Below are 19,151 nucleotides of genomic sequence, written 5' to 3'. Positions count from 1 at the left end.
TTTAGTGACCACCGGATACTACGGGAGTCAGATCACCACTATGAGGTAAAATCCAACCAGCTTCGTAGAAAGAAGCTGTTGCAGGCTCTAGGAAGAACATGATTCCCATCAGACCGACAATCGCAAGAACGACGGTGTAAGGCAGCGCCATGATAACCATTCGACCGTAAGACAGACGAATTAATGGAGCGAGAGCCGATGTGAGTAAGAATAGGAATGCCGCTTGACCGTTTGGCGTTGCAACAGAAGGCAGGTTAGTACCAGTATTGATTGCCACCGCCAGTAAGTCGAACTGATCACGAGTAATGAGGCCCTCAATGAGTGCAGTTTTTACTTCATTGATGTAAACCGTACCAACGAACACGTTATCCGACACCATAGATAATAAGCCATTCGCCACATAGAACAGAGCTAGCTGAGTACCTTTATCTTCAACGGCAAGCACCGCATCGATGACTGGTTTAAACAGCTCTTGGTCAATGATTACAGCAACGATCGAGAAAAATACTGCAAGCAGTGCAGTGAAGGGCAGGGCCTCTTCAAACGCTTTCCCCATGGAGTGCTCTTCAATGACACCAGTAAATGCGGTCGCTAAAATGATCACAGAAAGGCCAATTAAGCCGACAGCAGCTAAGTGCAAAGCGAGTGCAACGATCAACCAAACCGCAATAAGACCTTGAACCCAGAGTTTTGCGACATCTTGATTTGTTCGCGTTTTACGCTCTTCACGGTCAAAATCGACGAGGATCTGACGAACGTTATTAGGAAGCTTCGCGCCGTAGCCAAACACTTTAAGCTTTTCAACTAAAGCACAAGTGATGAGACCACAGAAAAATACAGGTAGTGTCACTGGAGACATACGGATTAGGAATTCACCAAATAACCAACCCGCTTGGTCTGCAATAATTAAGTTTTGAGGTTCACCAACCATCGTGGTTACGCCACCTAAGGCAGTACCTACACCAGCATGCATCAACAAAGAGCGCAAAAAGGCACGATAGTTTTCTAAGTCATCACGCGTTAGTTCAGTGATCGTGTCATCTTGTGTATGGTCATGGTCACCGATAGGGTTACCAGACGCTACTTTGTGATAGATAGAGTAAAAGCCGATCGCCACGCTGATAACAACGGCGATAACCGTCAAGGCATCCAAAAATGCAGACAAAAATGCCGCAGCAAAGCAGAACGCGAGTGATAGTAGGGTTTTAGAGCGAATGCCAAGTAAAATTTTGGTAAAAATGAACAGCAATAGCTGCTTCATGAAGTAGATGCCCGCAACCATAAATACCAGAAGTAGCAGTACTTCGATATTTGCTACTAATTCGTGCTTAACTTGCGCAGGGCTAGTCATGCCGATAGCAATGGCTTCAATAGCAAGTAAACCGCCAGGTTGTAATGGGTAGCATTTTAATGCCATTGCTAGCGTGAAAATAAATTCAGCGACCAACAACCATCCAGCTACAAATGGGTTTATTAGGAAGAATACAATCGGGTTAATTATTAAGAAGGCTATAATGGCAACTTTGTACCAATCAGGCGCTTTACCAAGGAAGTTCTTGATAAAAGCGTTTCCGAGCGATATCGGCATGATAATTCTCTTTATAACAAAATTATGAATAGACACTACAATAGTGCTTAAGTATCTGTTTGTTAGACTTATTAACTAGTCTTTAAAAACAATAACTTAGTAAAACAACAATCCTTTGTTTATTGTAGTCTTGCCAAGTTACTTCCCCTGAACTCAAGCACCGCTCACTTTCGACCGCAAACTCTACACTCAGGCATTTATTAGTCAATAACAAAACGTGATGCTACCGACTAAAATGACTTTTTAAATGTAATAACGCGATCAAAACGGCGTTACTATACCATGAAAGTCTTAAAAAAATCCTCTTGGATTTTAAATGACGGTCAGTGACGAGAAAAGGCAAATTAAGAAAGAATATTAACTGTGATATACAAAGTAATTTTTCATATTTTGAATATAAAAATGTGACACGGTTGTCTTTATTTCTCCGAGATTTGTGAGCTGTTTAATTAAATGAAAATTCATATTTTACTGCTTTCGCTCGCATGTTAGAGCCTCTTAAATTGACACAACATATAGAGTATTAACTCTATGTTATGGAGTCATTTCCACTATTGATCGTAAATTTTCTCAAACCGCTAAGTAGTGGTATGATGAGTAGTATCGACCCTCAGAAATCAATATTGGATAAAAAGTAGAATGGTCATAAAGGCGAAAAGCCCTGCGGGATTCGCAGAAAAATATATTATCGAGAGCATTTGGAACGGCCGTTTTCCTCCAGGCTCAATTTTACCTGCTGAGCGCGAGCTGTCCGAACTGATTGGTGTTACTCGAACGACTTTAAGAGAGGTTCTTCAACGACTAGCCCGTGATGGATGGCTGACTATCCAGCACGGCAAACCTACGAAAGTTAACCAATTTATGGAGACCTCTGGCCTGCATATTTTGGATACTTTAATGACGCTAGACGTTGATAATGCGACAAACATTGTAGAAGATCTGCTTGCGGCACGTACCAACATCAGTCCTATCTTTATGCGCTATGCATTTAAAGCGAACAAAGAGGGCTCTGAGCGTACAATTAAGAACGTAATCGAATCTTGTGAAGCTTTAATGAATGCGGCTTCCTGGGACGAATTCATCGCTTCTTCGCCGTATGCTGAAAAAGTTCTGCAGAATGTGAAAGAAGATAACGAGAAAGATGAAGCGAAGCGTCAAGAAATCTTGATTGCTAAAACGTTCAACTTTTACGATTATATGCTTTTCCAGCGCCTAGCATTCCATTCAGGAAATCAAATTTACGGTTTGATCTTTAATGGTTTGAAGAAGCTCTACGATCGTGTCGGTAGCTACTACTTCTCAAATCCAGCTTCTCGTGAGCTAGCTCTGAAGTTTTACCATCAATTGCTCGAAACTTGTGAAAGTGGCCAGCGTGAGCAACTACCAGTAGTGATTCGTCATTATGGTATGGAAAGTGCGTTGATCTGGAACGAAATGAAAAAGCAATTACCAACGAACTTCACGGAAGACGACAGCTAAGCGCTGACAAGTTGAATAAACGAAAACCGCAGTGCCTTAGGCCTGCGGTTTTTTTGTTTTTATTTATAAGTCGGCGACGAACCAAGCACCAATAATAAGGTATGGAACGTTTATCCTGCTAGTGAGAGTCTGGGTAACGGTAGATATAATGACTCTACGACATCTGAAAGGACATGGTCGTAAGTATTGAAGATGGTCAATGACAAGTCCGATGTGACGCCATAAAGCTCTGCTTCTGTTAAGTCGACATGACTCCCTGTCACGTATTCATTTAGCGTCTGTATTGAGCGCGTGGAAGCAGGAGAGGTAATGCTAAGTGGAGCGATAACCGCTAGTTGGTTTAGCTTACGCATCATGACCGATGCATAATTTTTGAAACGCTCATTTCCGCCTTGCTCTCCTAAATCTTGAATGCTGATTCGTAACTGAGTCAGGGTCTCCAAGCTATCCATAATGTTTTGCCAGTTCATGTGATACTCATTATGCAAGTCATCTCTTTGCTCAACCGCTAGCCATGCGATGGTTACTTCATCCATCAAAAACAAGCAATGACGAATTAACTTACCATGCTCCATCTGGTTTCTTGCAACACTATGGTCATTCCATTGTTCAAGTAGTTTCCCTACTTTAATCTGTAATACGCGATACATGGGTTTGTTTTCAAACCGTGATGTTTCGACTAAAAGATGCAGCTTGTTAGTCAGAGCATCATGAAGAGCGTCCAATTTTTGTTGATCGTTTTGTTGGAATTGAAGCGAGTAGTGAGTAGCAGCTCGGTGGTGTCTCAGAAGGTGAACAACATCTCGCAACAATGTTAACAGCTGATATTTGCGCGCATGTTGCTGCTCTCGTTTAGAAGATAAGTGATATATTCCAGCTAAAATAGCGATGGACAATAGTGTGGAAATCAAAACAAACATAACCAACTCCTTGTTAGTGTTTGGACCTAACAAGGAAGATTGCAGTTTTGATGCCACTAATTAAATTCTATTAAAACAGTAATTTAGGATTGTGATGGGAGAGGTGCTGTACAAGTTTGGTGCACAAATTCCCCAAAAGTGTGAATTCAGTCAAAAAAAGTCCCCGCTGAACTGGCGAGGACTTTTTAAATTTGATTGTAAAGCTACAACTTACATTACGCGCATACCAGGTTGAGCGCCTTCGTGTGGCTCAAGGATCCACAGGTCACTACCACCAGGGCCTGCCGCTAGGATCATACCTTCAGACATACCAAACTTCATCTTACGAGGTTTTAGGTTTGCTACCATTACCGTTAGTTTGCCTTCTAGCTCTTCAGGTTTGTACGCTGACTTGATGCCAGAGAACACTTGACGAGTTTCACCACCGATGTCCAGTTGGAACTTAAGCAGTTTGTTGGCTTTTGGTACTTCTTCACAAGAGATGATACGAGCGATACGCATATCTACTGCAGCAAAAGCATCGAACTCAATCTCTTCAGCGATTGGTTCTTTGTCTAGCTCGGTTTGGCTAGCCTTGTTCTTTTCCGCTTCAGCTTTCTCTTTCGCCGCCATTTCTGCCGCCGCATCTTCTTTAGACGCTTCGATCATCGCTTCAACATTCTTCGGATCGATACGGTTGAACAGTGCTTTGAACTTAGTGATCTCGTGGCCTGTTAGTGGAGCAGCGATGTTTTCCCAAGTTAGCTCTTGGTTTAGAAACGCTTCAGTACGCGCAGCTAGCGATGGCATTACTGGTTTCAGGTAAGTCATCAGTACGCGGAATAGGTTGATACCGACAGAACAGATGTCTTGTAGTTCCTGATCTTTGCCTTCTTCTTTTGCTACAACCCACGGTGCTTTTTCATCAACGTATTGGTTAGCTTTGTCTGCCAATGCCGTGATTTCACGGATTGCACGGCCAAACTCACGCGTTTCGTAAAGCTCAGCGATACGGTCAGCAGCAGAAACAAATTCGTTGTAAAGTTCAGGCTCTGCAAAGTTGTCAGACAGTTTGCCTTCAAAACGTTTCGCGATGAAACCTGCGTTACGAGATGCCAGGTTAACGATCTTGTTAACAACGTCAGCGTTTACGCGCTGAGTGAAGTCTTCAAGGTTAAGATCTAGATCGTCGATACGGCTGTTTAGCTTCGCAGCGTAGTAGTAACGTAGACACTCAGGGTCTAGGTGCTCTAGGTAAGTGCTTGCTTTTACGAACGTACCTTTAGACTTCGACATTTTCGCGCCGTTTACGGTTACGTAACCGTGTACGAATACGTTGTTAGGCTTGCGGAAGCCAGAACCCTCTAGCATTGCTGGCCAAAATAGGCTGTGGAAGTAAACGATGTCTTTACCGATGAAGTGGTACAGCTCTGCTGAGCTGTCTTTTTTCCAATACTCGTCGAAATCTAGGTCGTCGCGCTTGTCACATAGATTTTTGAAAGAGCCCATGTAGCCGATAGGCGCGTCTAGCCACACGTAGAAGAATTTGTTCTTCTCACCAGGGATCTCGAAGCCAAAGTATGGTGCGTCACGTGAGATATCCCATTGCTGCAAACCAGATTCGAACCATTCTTGCATTTTGTTCGCTGTTTCAGCTTGCAGCGAGCCAGAGCGAGTCCACTCTTTTAGCATGCTTTCAAACTGAGGCAGGTCGAAGAAGAAGTGCTCTGAATCTTTCATTACTGGCGTCGCACCAGAAACCGCAGATTTAGGATTGATCAGTTCTGTTGGGCTGTAAGTCTCACCACAGTTGTCACAGTTGTCACCGTACTGGTCTTCAGACTTACATTTTGGACAGGTACCTTTTACGAAACGGTCCGGTAAGAACATCTCTTTTTCTGGATCGAACAGCTGAGAGATAGTGCGGCTAGAGATAAAGCCATTTTTCTTCAACTCAAGGTAAATGTGTGACGCTAGCTCACGGTTCTCATCTGAGTGTGTGCTGTGGTAGTTATCAAAGCTGATATCAAATCCAGCGAAGTCTTTTTGGTGCTCTTCGCTAACTGCGGCAATCATTTCTTCAGGAGTAATACCCATCTGTTGCGCTTTAAGCATGATTGGCGTGCCGTGAGCATCGTCAGCACAGATGAAGTTTACAGTGTTGCCGCGTAGGCGTTGGTAACGAACCCAAATGTCCGCTTGGATATGCTCAAGCATATGACCAAGGTGGATCGAACCGTTAGCGTACGGAAGGGCACAAGTTACCAGCATTTTCCTTGACGGAAAGTTTTTTGGATCGTTTGCCATACTTAATATTCGCTTTTCTTGATAGGTATAAATAAATTTTGATGGATAATACTACCCCATGAACTGACTAACTCCAAGGTGTCAAACTGCGGAATGCCTTAGTTTTTTTGGGGTTCTGGTTGAGCCTGGACGGTGGTAGCATGACATCTAAAAGGAGGGCTTATGCATCAGTTCACTTCAAAACAAGATTTTTGTCACTGGTTTAACCAATTCCAACATCTACATTTGGTGGAAAACTGGGCAGATATTCATGGCGCAATTTCGATTACGACACAGGGTTCTATTGATATAACGTTGCCATTCGCAAGTAATGAGCTTCAAACCGTACTGCATGACTGGATCAAACAGCAGCAAGCCTCGGGTAAAGTGGCTGAGTTCCCATTTAATATTCGCCTTGGAGTTAAAGCTTTAGAAACTCAAGTGGCTAACTCGGTTAAGGGTGTTAAGAACATCATTGCCGTCAGTTCTGCGAAAGGTGGCGTTGGTAAATCTACTACCGCAGTTAACTTAGCGTTGGCAATTGCTCAATCTGGGGCGAAAGTGGGATTGTTGGATGCAGATATCTATGGTCCGTCTGTACCTATGATGTTGGGGCAAGAAGATGCTAAACCAGAAGTTCGTGATGGCAAGTGGATGGAACCCATTTTTGCTCACGGCATCTATACTCATTCTATCGGTTATTTGGTGGATAAATCAGAAGCGGCGATATGGCGCGGTCCAATGGCTTCAAAAGCGTTGTCGCAGTTATTAACTGAAACAGATTGGCCAGATTTGGATTATTTGGTGATTGATATGCCGCCAGGTACAGGGGATATTCAATTGACTCTGTCACAACAAATTCCGGTAACAGGTAGCGTGCTAGTCACAACACCGCAAGATTTAGCTCTTGCCGATGCAAGGAAGGGTGCGGCAATGTTTAACAAAGTCCATGTCCCAGTCATTGGTGTTGTGGAAAACATGAGTTATCACATTTGTAGTCAATGTGGCGCGAAAGAGCATATTTTTGGTATGGGCGGAGCTGAAAAAATGTCGCAAGAATTTGGCTTAGCATTGTTAGGACAAATTCCGCTTCATATCTCTATGCGAGAAGATATTGACGCTGGCGTGCCAACGGTAGCAAGACGCCCAGAAAGTGAGCATGCAGGGTATTATAAGCAACTTGCCGATCGCGTATGTAGCACGATGTTTTGGCAAGGCAAAGCAAAACCTAATGCGATTAGCTTTACAATGGTGAACTAAGTTTACTATGCCTGTTGGTTGATAATTGCACATTTTAACGTTTGCTCGGAGGTTAATCCTCTGAGCAGGCAGAAACTTATGACTAAACCCTAATTCCAACTAGTAACTATGGGGTGAACTCCCTATAATCAGGCAGTTTATCTTTTTATGTGACTAGAAATCATCATCGGGTGCAAACTAATGTCTGATAATAATCAATGCGTCATCGTAGGTATTGCTGGCGCTTCTGCTTCTGGAAAAAGTCTGATCGCGAGCACTATTTATAATGAGCTTCGCGCGAAAGTAGGCGATCATCAAATCGGTGTCATCACGGAAGATTGCTACTACAACGACCAAAGCCACCTAAGCATGGAAGAGCGAGTAAAGACGAACTACGATCACCCGAGTGCGTTGGACCACGACCTACTGTGTGAGCACCTAGAAAAATTGGTACGTGGTGAAGCAGTAGAAGTGCCTGAGTACAGCTACACTGAGCACACAAGAACAATTAACACCACCACAATGACACCTAAAAAGGTGATCATTCTAGAAGGTATCCTTCTTCTTACAGACCCTCGTCTTCGTGATTTGATGCATGCGACAGTATTTATGGACACACCGTTAGATATTTGCTTGCTTCGCCGTGTTAAGCGTGATGTGGAAGAACGAGGCCGAACTATGGAGTCTGTTCTTAAGCAATACCAACAAACAGTACGTCCGATGTTCATGCAGTTTATCGAACCTTCTAAGCAATATGCGGACATTATTGTTCCTCGCGGTGGTAAAAACCGTATCGCAATTGATGTATTAAAAGCTCACATTGCAAGACTTTTGAAAGCTTAAGCCTATAGACGGCTATATCGCTTTATTTTTAAGAGAAGAAGTGGCACCTTAAGTGCCACTTCTTTTTTTGTTTTTAAATTAGTCAGTTGCAGGTTAAAACCAGACACTTTTCACGCTTTTGTGGAACTGTCAGCGGTAAATGGAGTCTGCGCTTATAATTGTAAAAACACTCGAGCAAGGAAAAACAAATGAAGAAACTGCTCTTAATTCTAGCAATACCGATTGTGGTCATTTTGGTCGCAATTTTAGCGTTAACCATCTTCGTCAATCCGAATCAGTTTAAACCCCTTATTGTTGAGCAAGCGCAAAAGCAAACGGGATTAGAGTTGGTGATTGAAGGGGATATCAGTTGGCAATTTTTCCCATCGATTGGCTTTGAGTTGGGACATACAGAATTGCGAAACCCACAAGGCTTTAGTAAACCCAATTTATTCAAAGTTGATACCGTTGGTGTAGACATCTCTGTTATGCCACTTTTTAGTCAACAGCTTGAAATTGGAAACGTCACGCTTGATGGTGCTGAGTTCTACATTGAAACCAAGAAAGATGGCAGCAAGAATATTGATGCATTGACGAAAGCCCAAACACAACAAGCAGAACAAGAGAGCAATGCTGCGCCTACGCAAAATGGTGAAACGAAAACTTCTGGTTCTGATTGGAGTATTAATCTTGCTGGCGTTACGGTTTCTAACGGTTCATTAGAAATGCAGGATAAGCAAGCCGGTAGTTACACCAAACTTTATGATATTTCATTAAACCTTTCCGAATTCGCTTTTGACAACTGGACAACGGCTGATTTTGGCGTGAAGGGCGAAATGAACGACCAAAAGTTCACCGCGAAAGGTCAGGCAGACTTTAAGCTAGAAAAAGGTTTGGCAAACTACGCGCTAAAGAACATCAACTTTGATGCGACATACTCTGACCCTGCCAATAAAATTGAATCGGCAACGATCGGTTTAGACACGTTTGAATTCGATAAAGTAAATAACCTGACTTATGCCATTAAGGGTGACGCTGGTGGTATGAAGTTAGATATGCAGGGTGCTGGTCAACTTAGCGTGGACAAGGCTATCAGCAAAGTACAGTTGGATAAGTTAACTCTTAAATCGACTTTTGAGGGTGATGCTTTACCTCAGTCCCCGATGAAAGTCGACATGGTGTCTGATCTGTCTTTCGACCTAACGAAAAACCATCTGAGTTTTGTTCTAGAGAAGTTAACAGCGAATGCTATCGCCCTAGATGGTAAGGCAGATGTGACACTCGGTGATATTCCTAAAGTACGCTTTGCTCTCCATAGCCCCAATATCGATCTTGATGAGTTCTTAGGGTTAGATAAGCAAGCTGCCGAAGGTAATAAGCCTGCTTCTGGTGGCGAGAGTGCTCCTGCCGGACCTGAGGTTGAGCCTGATTTGTCTGCGTTGAAAGCGTTAGATGTAAAGGGTGACATTACCATCGACAAATTCAAAGCGGCAAATGCGAAGATGGAAGCGGTAAAAACGAGCTTCACTGTAAATCGTGGCGTGTTTGAGCTTACATCTTTTAGTTCGAAGTTGTACCAAGGCTCAATCTCAGCGACAGCGAAGTTAGATGCACGCCAATCACCAGCGACTTACAGTGTTAAAAAGTCAATCAAAGGCGTGAAAGTTCAACCGCTACTTATAGACGTTGCTGAAAACGACAAACTTGAAGGGACAGGTAACATTGATGTGAATGTTACAGGTAAGAGTCTCACGCCTACCGGTATCAAGAAGAATCTATCTGGTACGGTTGTTATCAATTTTGCTGACGGTGCGGTGAATGGCATCAACGTTGCTCAGTTGATTCGTGAAAACTATGCGAAATTTAAAGGGCAAAAAGTTGAAGGCACCAATGTAGCTAAGAAAACAGACTTCAGTGCGATGACGGCGACATTGAAACTCAACAAAGGTGTTGTATCAACGGATAATATGCAAGCTCAGTCTCCATTGTTACGTGTTCGTGGTAAAGGTACCGCAAACTACATCAATGAAACAGTCGACTTTACTATCAGCACGTCAGTTGTAGGCAGCCTAGAAGGCCAGGGCGGTAAAGATATAGATGAGCTGAAAGACATCACGATTCCAATCAATGTGTCTGGTAAGTGGGCAGATCCTAAATTCAAGCTCGTATTCGATGATGTTCTGAAGCAGAAAGCTCAAAAAGAAATCGATCGTGGCGTGGAGAAGCTAACGGACAAAATCAAAGACGAGAAAACCAAAGATGCGGTCGATGGTTTATTGAAGAATCTTTTCAACTAACCGTGCGTGAAAACCAAGAGGGTTGGCATTTTGCCAACCCTTTTTAAATTACTCTGCGAGTGTTACCAATCGACGCCTTTGAGGGCTTTTACTCCAGATTCAAATGCGTGCTTTACATTTTTCACTTCAGAAACGGTATCGGCCATTTCAATCAGGGTTCGATGTGCGCCACGCCCAGTAATAATAACCGACTGCATTTTAGGTCGGTTGCTCAGCGCTTCGACCACTTCGTCTAAGTCGATGTAGCCGTAGCTCACCATATAAGTTAGCTCGTCAAACAAGATGACATCGATAGAGTCGTCTTGCAGCATGCGTTTACATTCTTGCCATACGCCTTGCGCTGCTTCGGTATCAGCGGCTTTGTTTTGAGTTTCCCATGTAAAGCCGGTCGCCATTACTTGGAATTCAACGCCGAGTTTCTCAAGTAGGTTGCGCTCACCGTTGTCCCAAGTACCTTTAATAAACTGCGCGACAGCACAACTCAAACCATGACCCACTGCGCGTGCGATCGTACCGAATCCTGATGTCGATTTACCTTTACCATTTCCGGTAATGATCAGTAGCAGACCTTTTTCCTCCTGAGCAGCAGCGATTTTTGCGTCTACCTGTTCTTTGACTTTTTGTTGGCGAGCTTTATGGCGTGCTTCTTTATTTTCTTCGATAGACATAATACTTCCTCAATTCCTTTTCGTGCTGTGCCCAAGCTAATTTGGGTTCATTGATTTATCTCGCTATGATAGACCAACATATCGTGAAGAAAAACCACCGATAATTCAGGGAATAAAATGAAGAAAATACTTGTTGTTTGTATGGGAAACATTTGTCGGTCACCAACTGGAGAGGCAGTGTTAAGAGCGAAAGCTCAAAAGCTAGGCGTTGAAGTAGAGGTTGAGTCGGCAGGTACAATAGGCTACCACGCAGGAAACCGACCGGATTCAAGAGCGATGGCAGCAGGAAAGCAGCGAGGTTATTCTTTTAAAGGAATGCAAGCGCGCCAAGTCACCATTGATGACTTTGAAAAGTTTGACCTTATATTAGCCGCAGATAAAGCAAATTTGGCCGATTTATTGGATATTTGTCCGTTGAAGTATCGACACAAAGTATCGTTATTTTTAAGTCATTCTGAGTCAGTTTACGACGAAGTCCCGGACCCATATTATGGTGGGGAAGATGGCTTTGAACTGGTGCTTGATTTAATCGAAGAGGCATCAGACGCAATTTTGAAGAAGCTATAATCACCGTGCTTGAAGACAATAGAAAAAGGGATGAGCTCAGCTCATCCCTTTTTATTCGTGTTAACCCGCTAGTATGTCGGTTGCGACTTTGTAGCTTGGGTCTTCCTTCACGTTAATTTCAACCAAGCTGCCAGCTTTGTCCAAAAGTTTACGACAATCTGGGCTTAGGTGACGAAGGTGTAGCGTTTTACCTTGAGCATTGTAACGCTCAGCCAGTGTTTCAATGGCTTCAATTGCAGAGTGATCAGTCACGCGAGAGTCTGCAAAATCGACAATCACATCTTTTGGATCTTCAGGCGCGTTAAACAACTCCAGGAAGTTAGCCGCAGAGCCAAAGAAAATAGGGCCGTGAATCTTGTACTCTTTTGAACCTTCCTCGTTTAAGCACGTGTCGGCATAGATGTGCTTAGCGTGTTGCCATGCAAACATTAATGCAGAAACGATAACACCAACCGCTACGGCAACAGCAAGGTCAGTAAGAACAGTAACAACGGTCACAAGAACAATAACGAAGAAGTCTTGCTTCGGTACGCGGCGTGCTAGCTTAAATGTTGCCCATTCGAATGTACCAATGACAACCATGAACATCACACCAACCAGAGCAGCGAGTGGGATCATTTCAATTAGCGAAGAAGCGAATAAGATAAACATCAATAGAGCGATAGCCGCAACGATACCAGATAGACGGCCGCGACCACCTGAGTTTACGTTGATCATCGACTGACCAATCATCGCACAACCACCCATTGCGCCAAACACAGAACACGTCATGTTTGCCATACCTTGACCGATACATTCGCGGTTAGATTGACCACGAGTGTTCGTCATCTCATCTAAAACTGTCAGCGTTAGCAGAGATTCAATTAGACCAATGGCCGCGAGAATGATCGCGTATGGAAGAATGATTTGTAGAGTTTCTAGCGTAAATGGCACCGCCGGAATAGAGAAGGTCGGCAGTGAACCTGCGAGTGTTGCCGCTTCATCACCAGACATTGTACGCAGGAAGTCAACAACAGTGCGAGTTTCCAGATCCAAACCAACCACTAAAGCCGTCACCGTTACGATTGCAACAAGTGAAGAGGGTACAGCCGTTGTGATTTTTGGTAGAAAGTGAATGATTGCCATAGTTAGCGCAACCAAACCAAGCATTAGTAGCATTTGGTCTTGTGGTAGCCAAGTAAGCATGCCGTTGATATCTGGCGCTTTAAACTGACCCAACTGAGCTAGGAAGATAACAATAGCCAGACCGTTCACAAAACCAATCATCACAGGGTGAGGTACGATACGGATGAACTTACCCAATTTAAACATACCAGCGGCAATTTGAAGAATACCAGCGAGCATGATGGCTGCGAATAGGTACTGGACACCGTGAGTCGCGACAAGCGAAACCATTACGACTGCCATGGCACCTGTTGCACCAGAGATCATGCCGGGACGACCACCGAAAATGGAAGTAATAAGACCAACGATGAATGCAGCGTAAAGACCGACCATCGGATCTACGCCTGCGACGAACGCAAATGCGACAGCTTCAGGAACCAATGCTAGCGCAACGGTTAAGCCTGATAGCACATCATTTTTTACGGAGTGCTTAGAAAATTGGGGAAATTCGAACATGTTTGTTTTTAAGTTCTCTTTGCAATGAGTTAAACCCGACACATATTCGTATTTGCACAAGCCACTGAGTGGTTGATTTCTAATCAAACATTGCAGTGTAAACCGTAGTATTAAAAGAGCAGCATCAGAATGGTGTCGAAAACTTGAGTCGGCGCATGCTACCGAAAAGTGTGATTAAGTTCAAGAATGATACGAATAATGGCGTACAAATGTGATCACGAATTGGTATTTATATGAACAATTTATTGGGCAAATATGAAGATAAAAAAGGCTACCAGATGGTAGCCTTTAATTTATTTATGCCGTTAAGCAGTTGAACGTAATGATTTAGCCTAGTTAAAGTTAGGCTTTGTCATCTCTGCTGATGCGCGGTTTTTAGCCACTTGGCTACCCGCACCTTTAGCTTGGTAACGTTCGGTTTTGAACGGTGCTGCTGCAACCGTGATTTCGCGTAGCTCTTGAGGGCCAGGTGCTTTCGTCATCGGTGCGCTAGCGTTTAGCTTAGCCGCAACTTTAATGGCTTCGACTTTAGGCTCTGATTTAGCTACTGGCGCTTCGGCTGCAATCTCTTTTGCTGCTTCAACCACAGGCTCTTCAGCAGGTGCCGTTTCTACAATGGCATCAACTGGTTCAGTCGCAGGAGTTTCAACGATAGGCTCTATCGAAGCTGTTTCTACTACTGCCGATTCAGTTTTTTCTGCGATTACTGCTTCCACAACAGGTGCTTCTACTACTGGAGCTTCCACTTTCGCTTCAACTGTTTCTTGAATCTTTGATTCAACAACTGGCGCTTCTGTTACAACAGGTTGCTCGCGGCGAATAATCACTTTACCCATAGCCATCTCTGGACAAGCAAAACCACCTTGCATTGTAGGTACTGCTGCTACTGTTTCTTCCTTAACTTGCTCTTCTTTCTTAGGTGCTGGTTTCGGAATGTAGCGTGGCATTACTTTACCCATAGCCATCTCAGGAGAAGCTACACCACCTTTACGCAGGCGGAACGGGTTAGGACGGCGATCGCGGCCACGGCGACGGCGTTGGCCGCTTGCACGCAGGTGACGTGGCGAACGACGGTTACGACGTTGCTTAGACTCTGCTTGCTTGTTGTCTTGTTGTGCTTCTACCGCTGCTTCTGTTGGCTTCTCAACTTTGGTTTCAACCGTTTCTTGAGTCTTAACCGCCGTTTCTTCTGCTTTCTTCTCAACCGCTTCTTGGTCTTTAACGCGTACAGACTTGTTCAGTTTGCGACGTTGGCGACGCTCCTTCACTTTTTCTGCTTTCGCGTTTTGTTGCTTTGGTTTGCTCTCTTCTGGTTTTGTTTCAGTTCGAGCTTCCGCCGCTAGCTGCAGGCCTTTTTCCGCTACTTTTGCATTTGCTTTTTGCTCTTGGGCTTTGTCTGCTTGTTGAGCTTTAGGCTTACGCTTTTGGTTGCGGTTTTGCTGTTTATTGGTTTGTTGTTGAGCTTCGTTTTGCTCATTCGCTTGCTCATCACGAGGCTTACGACGACGTCGGTTATCGCGATTGTCGCGGTTATCACGATTATCGCTCTGGTTGTTATTGCGACGACGATCGTTGCGATCACGTTTGTTACGTCGATTATCGCGATTTGGTTTTTTCTCTTCCTGAGGTTTCTGTTCTTCTTTTGTTTCTTCAGAACCACCGAATAGGAAGCTACCAAGTGCTTTAAACAGACGGCTGAACAATCCAGGTTTCTCTTCTTGTTCAACGTTTTGTTCTTTCTTCTTCGCCTCAGGAGCTGGTTTAGCTGCTGGTGCAGGTGCGGTTTGAGACGGAGCAGCAAAGCCTTTAAGAACTGGCTCTTCAATTCGTTTTGGTTTTACGTCAACTTCCGCTGGCTCTTTACCTTCTGCTTCTTTCATTGCTTCCAGTTTCTTAGGAAGTAAGTAAGAAATCAGATCGAACTCTTCGCCTTCACGAACACGGATAACTTCAAAGTGCGGTGTTTCCATATCAGAGTTAGGAACAACCGTAATTTTCACTTCTTGAATGCGTTCGATATGGTTTACTGAACGACGTTTTTCGTTCAATAAGTAAGAGGCGATTGGCACAGGTACGACTGCAAGTACTTGTGCTGTGTTGTCTTTTAGCGCTTCCTCTTCAATTAAACGAAGTACAGAAAGTGCTAGAGATTCGTTGTCGCGAACGACACCAGTTCCGCTACAGCGAGGACAGATGTGATGGCTTGCTTCTGCAAGAGAAGGGCTCAAGCGCTGGCGTGACATCTCCAACAAACCAAAGCGAGAAATACGACCGATTTGTACACGAGCGCGGTCAAGGCGAACGGCTTCACGTAGACGGTTTTCTACTTCTCGTTGGTGACGAACTGGGGTCATATCGATAAAGTCGATAACCACTAAGCCACCTAAGTCACGTAGACGCAATTGGCGAGCAATTTCGTCGGCTGCTTCTAGGTTCGTGTTTAGAGCTGTTTCTTCAATATCGCCGCCCTTGGTTGCACGAGCAGAGTTGATATCGATAGACGTTAGTGCTTCAGTCGGGTCAATAACAATAGAACCACCAGATGGCAGACGCACTTCACGTTGGAAAGCCGATTCAATTTGGCTTTCGATTTGGTAGTGGCTGAATAGTGGAACTTCGCCTTCATATTTCTTAACGCGGTTAAGGAAATCAGGGCGCACCAATTGAATGTGCTCTTTTGCACGTTCGTAGATGGTGTTGCTATCAATTAAGATTTCGCCAATATCACGACGCAAATAGTCACGGATTGCACGAACGATAACGTTACTTTCTTGGTGGATTAAGAATGGAGCAGGGTTAGAGTCCGCTGCACCTTTGATTGCACCCCAGTGGTTAAGTAGTACATTCAAATCCCACTCAAGCTCTTCAGCACTCTTGCCAACGCCAGCAGTACGTACGATTAGGCCCATGCCCTGAGGCAGTTCCAAAGTACTTAATGCGGCTTTTAGTTGAGTACGCTCGTCACCTTCGATTCGACGAGAAATACCGCCAGCACGAGGGTTGTTAGGCATCAGAACAAGGTAACTACCAGCAAGAGAAATGAAAGTAGTAAGAGCTGCGCCCTTGCTTCCACGTTCTTCTTTTTCCACTTGAACGATAACTTCTTGGCCTTCCGTTAGCACTTCTTTGATGCTTGGACGACCTTGGTAGGTGTAACCTTCAGGGAAATATTCGCGGGCAATTTCTTTGAGAGGGAGGAAACCGTGACGCTCGGCGCCGTAATCAACAAATGCGGCTTCTAAGCTTGGTTCGATACGTGTGATACGTCCTTTGTAGATATTCGCTTTTTTAGATTCATGACCTGGACTCTCGATATCAAGATCGAAAAGTCGCTGGCCATCAACCAGAGCGACACGCAACTCTTCTTTTTGAGTTGCGTTAATTAACATTCTTTTCATTGAAAATTCTCGTTGTCTTTTCTTTTATATCTTTCTTGTCGACTTGCCACTGTTTTTTCGCTCTTTCACGGTGCCTGATCCCATGGCTTGTATTTTGCAGCCTCCCGGCTGGAAGGGGATGCTCTCGGGCACTTCAGTCATCACAAGCCTCTTGTGGTTTCTGTTGGAAACGTAGACTTGTGACCCGCTATTTGGGCGGTAGGTACTCAACGTGAATATGCGAGGAGTAGGGTGGCAAGAGTGTTGAATTCGATGTGTCTCACGCCAATGCTGCACTCGACCTTCAACGATCTACTCACATTGCTTGAGGATAAATGATTGGTAATGAATAAAATGTAACCAAACCTTCCTTAGCAGCTGTGAACTATAGCAGTGCGCGTGGCTATCAGCAATCTGCTTTCACGCAAACGATAGAAAATTTGCCGCTAAACTCAAAATTTCTATTTTATAACTGGCTGTTTCATAAGCAATTGAGATGTGCAAACTGTTCAAGACAGAAAACAAATTGAGAACTTGATTGAGAGTTTTAATAATTTAAACAAAAGCTTGGCGAAATTTAGACCAGTATGTGCCACCGAGTGTTTCTTTTACGACAAGAATAATGTGAAGTCGCACGAAATTGAGTTTACAATACGGCTTATGAACGAAATAAGAACAAAAGTCCAGTTCGTCGACATTGACGAAGATATGGCGGGTCAGCGCATTGATAATTTTTTGCGCAACCAATTAAAAGACATTCCTAAAAGCATGATTTACCGAATTGTGCGTAAGGGCGAAGTGCGCGTAAATAAAAAGCGTATAAAAGCAGAGTACAAGTTAAAAGCAGGCGATCTTGTTCGTATTCCACCGGTGACCGTCGAGAAAAAAGATGACGATGTCGCACCAAGTACGAAACTTAACAAAGTCGCTGAGTTGGAAAATATGATTATCTTCGAAGATGACCATATGTTGATTCTAAACAAACCATCTGGCACCGCTGTGCATGGTGGCAGTGGTTTAAAGTTTGGTGCGATTGAAGCGCTTAGGGCTCTGCGTCCTCAAGCTCGCTTTCTTGAACTTGTGCATCGTATTGACCGTGATACTTCAGGGATTTTGCTGGTTGCTAAGAAGCGTTCTGCACTTCGTCACTTGCAAGCCCAGTTTCGTGAAAAGACAGTAAAGAAGTTTTACTTAGCTCTTGTCATGGGGCAATGGAAAAGCAGTTGTAAGGTTGTGAACGCGCCACTGCTCAAAAACGAAGTGAACAGTATTGTTCGTGTTAACCCTAATGGTAAGCCGTCAGAAACGCGTTTTAAGATTTTGGAAAAGTTCGAACAAGCTACATTGATTCAGGCGAGTCCGATTACTGGTCGAACTCACCAAATACGAGTTCATACGCAATACACTGGTCACCCAATCGCTTGGGATGATCGCTACGGTGATCGTCGCTTTGATGCTTACACAGGTCAAGTTGGTTTAGATCGTTTGTTCCTACACGCGGCAAACATCAAGTTCCAACACCCATCAAATGATGAGTGGATGGAAATCAACGCACCGATGGAACCGAAACTAGAAAAAGTGTTGGCGGGTTTAAGAAACGCGTAACCATGTTTTCCTCGCGGATGCAAAAGGGAGCCTGTGGCTCCCTTTTATCGTATTTGGGTTAAAGGACATCGAGTCCTTGAACATGCAACATATCAATCAAATCAATCAATGGTAGTCCGACAAGTGTGTTCGGGTCTTTACCGACTAATTTCGTAAACAAACAAATTCCCATGCCTTCGCTTTTAAAGCTGCCTGCGCAGTAAAAAGGTTCTTCCCTGTCGACGTAGCGTTCGATTTGTTCAAGCGTTAAATCTCTAAAGTGCACCTCGAAAGAATCAAAGCCGACTTCTGTATGGTTTGTGACGGTGTTATGTACCGCAAGACCAGTATAGAAAGTGATGACTTTTCCACTTTGAGCCAAAAGTTGATTTATCGCGTTATCTCTATTTAAAGGCTTGCCAACGATTTCACCATTAATGACACAAACTTGGTCACTGCCGATAACTAAACTTGCTTTATCCGTCTGGCAAGATATTGCTTTCTCTTGGGCCAGTCTCTGCACAAGTTCAGTTGGCGTTTCTTGGTCAAAAGGTGTTTCATCGCAATCAGGTGGTAAACAAACGAATGGTAATGAGAGCTTTTCAAGCAGTTGTTTACGAAAAGGGGAAGTTGAGGCTAAAACCAGTTGGTAATTTTTCATTTTGAATTACAATTCGTGGGAGCATTTCCAATAGGATAATCGATCAAAAATGATTCTGGCTAAT

The 19,151-nt window shown here is 44.0% G+C and carries 13 protein-coding genes; 6 read left to right on the top strand and 7 right to left on the bottom strand.

The features are described 5' to 3' along the window. Nucleotide 1 precedes the first annotated feature (1 nt). The gene (nhaB, locus tag R7P36_RS13310; RefSeq protein ID WP_005380822.1) at nt 2-1,588 is read right to left on the bottom strand and encodes a Na(+)/H(+) antiporter NhaB; all 1,587 of its coding nucleotides are present in this window, start codon (nt 1,586-1,588) and stop codon (nt 2-4) included. A 639-nt stretch (nt 1,589-2,227) separates the two neighbouring features. Here nhaB and fadR point away from each other — a divergent pair. Next, complete coding sequence (gene fadR, locus R7P36_RS13305) at nt 2,228-3,067, top strand: fatty acid metabolism transcriptional regulator FadR (RefSeq protein ID WP_054576221.1); 840 nt, start codon at nt 2,228-2,230, stop codon at nt 3,065-3,067. Nucleotides 3,068-3,177: 110 nt separating this feature from the next. Here fadR and R7P36_RS13300 read toward each other — a convergent pair whose 3' ends face one another. Next, complete coding sequence (locus R7P36_RS13300; protein ID WP_017821380.1) at nt 3,178-3,987, bottom strand: hypothetical protein; 810 nt, start codon at nt 3,985-3,987, stop codon at nt 3,178-3,180. Between the two features lie 210 nt (nt 3,988-4,197). Beyond that, nucleotides 4,198-6,273, bottom strand: a complete 2,076-nt coding sequence (metG, locus tag R7P36_RS13295; protein WP_062730503.1) for a methionine--tRNA ligase — start codon at nt 6,271-6,273, stop codon at nt 4,198-4,200. Nucleotides 6,274-6,435: 162 nt separating this feature from the next. Between metG and apbC the strand changes: the two genes are divergently transcribed. The 3 genes from apbC (at nt 6,436) to R7P36_RS13280 (ending at nt 10,610) form a co-directional block, all read left to right on the top strand. Next, nucleotides 6,436-7,512, top strand: coding sequence for an iron-sulfur cluster carrier protein ApbC (gene apbC, locus R7P36_RS13290; protein ID WP_213899693.1), 1,077 nt, complete (start codon nt 6,436-6,438; stop codon nt 7,510-7,512). Nucleotides 7,513-7,692: 180 nt separating this feature from the next. Beyond that, on the top strand, nt 7,693-8,334 hold the full coding sequence (gene udk, locus R7P36_RS13285) for a uridine kinase (RefSeq protein ID WP_005380833.1): 642 nt from the start codon (nt 7,693-7,695) through the stop codon (nt 8,332-8,334). Nucleotides 8,335-8,522: 188 nt separating this feature from the next. After that, nucleotides 8,523-10,610, top strand: a complete 2,088-nt coding sequence (locus R7P36_RS13280) for an AsmA family protein (protein WP_213899692.1) — start codon at nt 8,523-8,525, stop codon at nt 10,608-10,610. Between the two features lie 62 nt (nt 10,611-10,672). On the opposite strand, the gene cobO is transcribed toward R7P36_RS13280, so the two are convergent. Continuing rightward, nucleotides 10,673-11,278: a cob(I)yrinic acid a,c-diamide adenosyltransferase gene (gene cobO / locus R7P36_RS13275; RefSeq protein WP_062730506.1), complete on the bottom strand. Its 606-nt coding sequence runs from the start codon at nt 11,276-11,278 to the stop codon at nt 10,673-10,675. A 117-nt stretch (nt 11,279-11,395) separates the two neighbouring features. On the opposite strand from cobO, the gene R7P36_RS13270 reads away from it, so the two are divergent. After that, nucleotides 11,396-11,845 (top strand): low molecular weight protein-tyrosine-phosphatase, encoded by a 450-nt coding sequence (locus R7P36_RS13270; protein WP_031781115.1) that lies wholly within the window; start codon nt 11,396-11,398, stop codon nt 11,843-11,845. A 60-nt stretch (nt 11,846-11,905) separates the two neighbouring features. Here R7P36_RS13270 and R7P36_RS13265 read toward each other — a convergent pair whose 3' ends face one another. Then, nucleotides 11,906-13,465, bottom strand: coding sequence for a SulP family inorganic anion transporter (locus tag R7P36_RS13265; RefSeq protein WP_005380840.1), 1,560 nt, complete (start codon nt 13,463-13,465; stop codon nt 11,906-11,908). Nucleotides 13,466-13,797: 332 nt separating this feature from the next. Then, nucleotides 13,798-16,863, bottom strand: a complete 3,066-nt coding sequence (gene rne, locus R7P36_RS13260; protein ID WP_318122178.1) for a ribonuclease E — start codon at nt 16,861-16,863, stop codon at nt 13,798-13,800. 639 nt (nt 16,864-17,502) lie between these two features. On the opposite strand from rne, the gene rluC reads away from it, so the two are divergent. Continuing rightward, nucleotides 17,503-18,447, top strand: coding sequence for a 23S rRNA pseudouridine(955/2504/2580) synthase RluC (gene rluC, locus R7P36_RS13255; RefSeq protein WP_021033985.1), 945 nt, complete (start codon nt 17,503-17,505; stop codon nt 18,445-18,447). 58 nt (nt 18,448-18,505) lie between these two features. Here rluC and R7P36_RS13250 read toward each other — a convergent pair whose 3' ends face one another. Further along, the gene (locus R7P36_RS13250) at nt 18,506-19,087 is read right to left on the bottom strand and encodes a Maf family protein (RefSeq protein WP_054729223.1); all 582 of its coding nucleotides are present in this window, start codon (nt 19,085-19,087) and stop codon (nt 18,506-18,508) included. Nucleotides 19,088-19,151: the final 64 nt, after the last annotated feature.

The sequence above is a fragment of the Vibrio sp. 397 genome, from assembly GCF_033339395.1.
In the GTDB taxonomy this organism is placed as follows: domain Bacteria; phylum Pseudomonadota; class Gammaproteobacteria; order Enterobacterales; family Vibrionaceae; genus Vibrio; species Vibrio alginolyticus.
This window is presented reverse-complemented; position numbering and strand designations above follow the sequence as displayed.

Bases quoted from the DNA above. Each gene is read 5' to 3' on its own strand.
- R7P36_RS13265 (WP_005380840.1), bottom strand. From the start codon at position 13,465: ATGTTCGAATTTCCCCAATTTTCTAAGCACTCCGTAAAAAATGATGTG.
- rne (WP_318122178.1), bottom strand. From the start codon at position 16,863: ATGAAAAGAATGTTAATTAACGCAACTCAAAAAGAAGAGTTGCGTGTC.
- R7P36_RS13250 (WP_054729223.1), bottom strand. From the start codon at position 19,087: ATGAAAAATTACCAACTGGTTTTAGCCTCAACTTCCCCTTTTCGTAAA.
- cobO (WP_062730506.1), bottom strand. From the start codon at position 11,278: ATGTCTATCGAAGAAAATAAAGAAGCACGCCATAAAGCTCGCCAACAA.
- fadR (WP_054576221.1), top strand. From the start codon at position 2,228: ATGGTCATAAAGGCGAAAAGCCCTGCGGGATTCGCAGAAAAATATATT.
- nhaB (WP_005380822.1), bottom strand. From the start codon at position 1,588: ATGCCGATATCGCTCGGAAACGCTTTTATCAAGAACTTCCTTGGTAAA.
- R7P36_RS13280 (WP_213899692.1), top strand. From the start codon at position 8,523: ATGAAGAAACTGCTCTTAATTCTAGCAATACCGATTGTGGTCATTTTG.
- apbC (WP_213899693.1), top strand. From the start codon at position 6,436: ATGCATCAGTTCACTTCAAAACAAGATTTTTGTCACTGGTTTAACCAA.
- metG (WP_062730503.1), bottom strand. From the start codon at position 6,273: ATGGCAAACGATCCAAAAAACTTTCCGTCAAGGAAAATGCTGGTAACT.
- R7P36_RS13270 (WP_031781115.1), top strand. From the start codon at position 11,396: ATGAAGAAAATACTTGTTGTTTGTATGGGAAACATTTGTCGGTCACCA.
- R7P36_RS13300 (WP_017821380.1), bottom strand. From the start codon at position 3,987: ATGTTTGTTTTGATTTCCACACTATTGTCCATCGCTATTTTAGCTGGA.
- rluC (WP_021033985.1), top strand. From the start codon at position 17,503: ATGAACGAAATAAGAACAAAAGTCCAGTTCGTCGACATTGACGAAGAT.
- udk (WP_005380833.1), top strand. From the start codon at position 7,693: ATGTCTGATAATAATCAATGCGTCATCGTAGGTATTGCTGGCGCTTCT.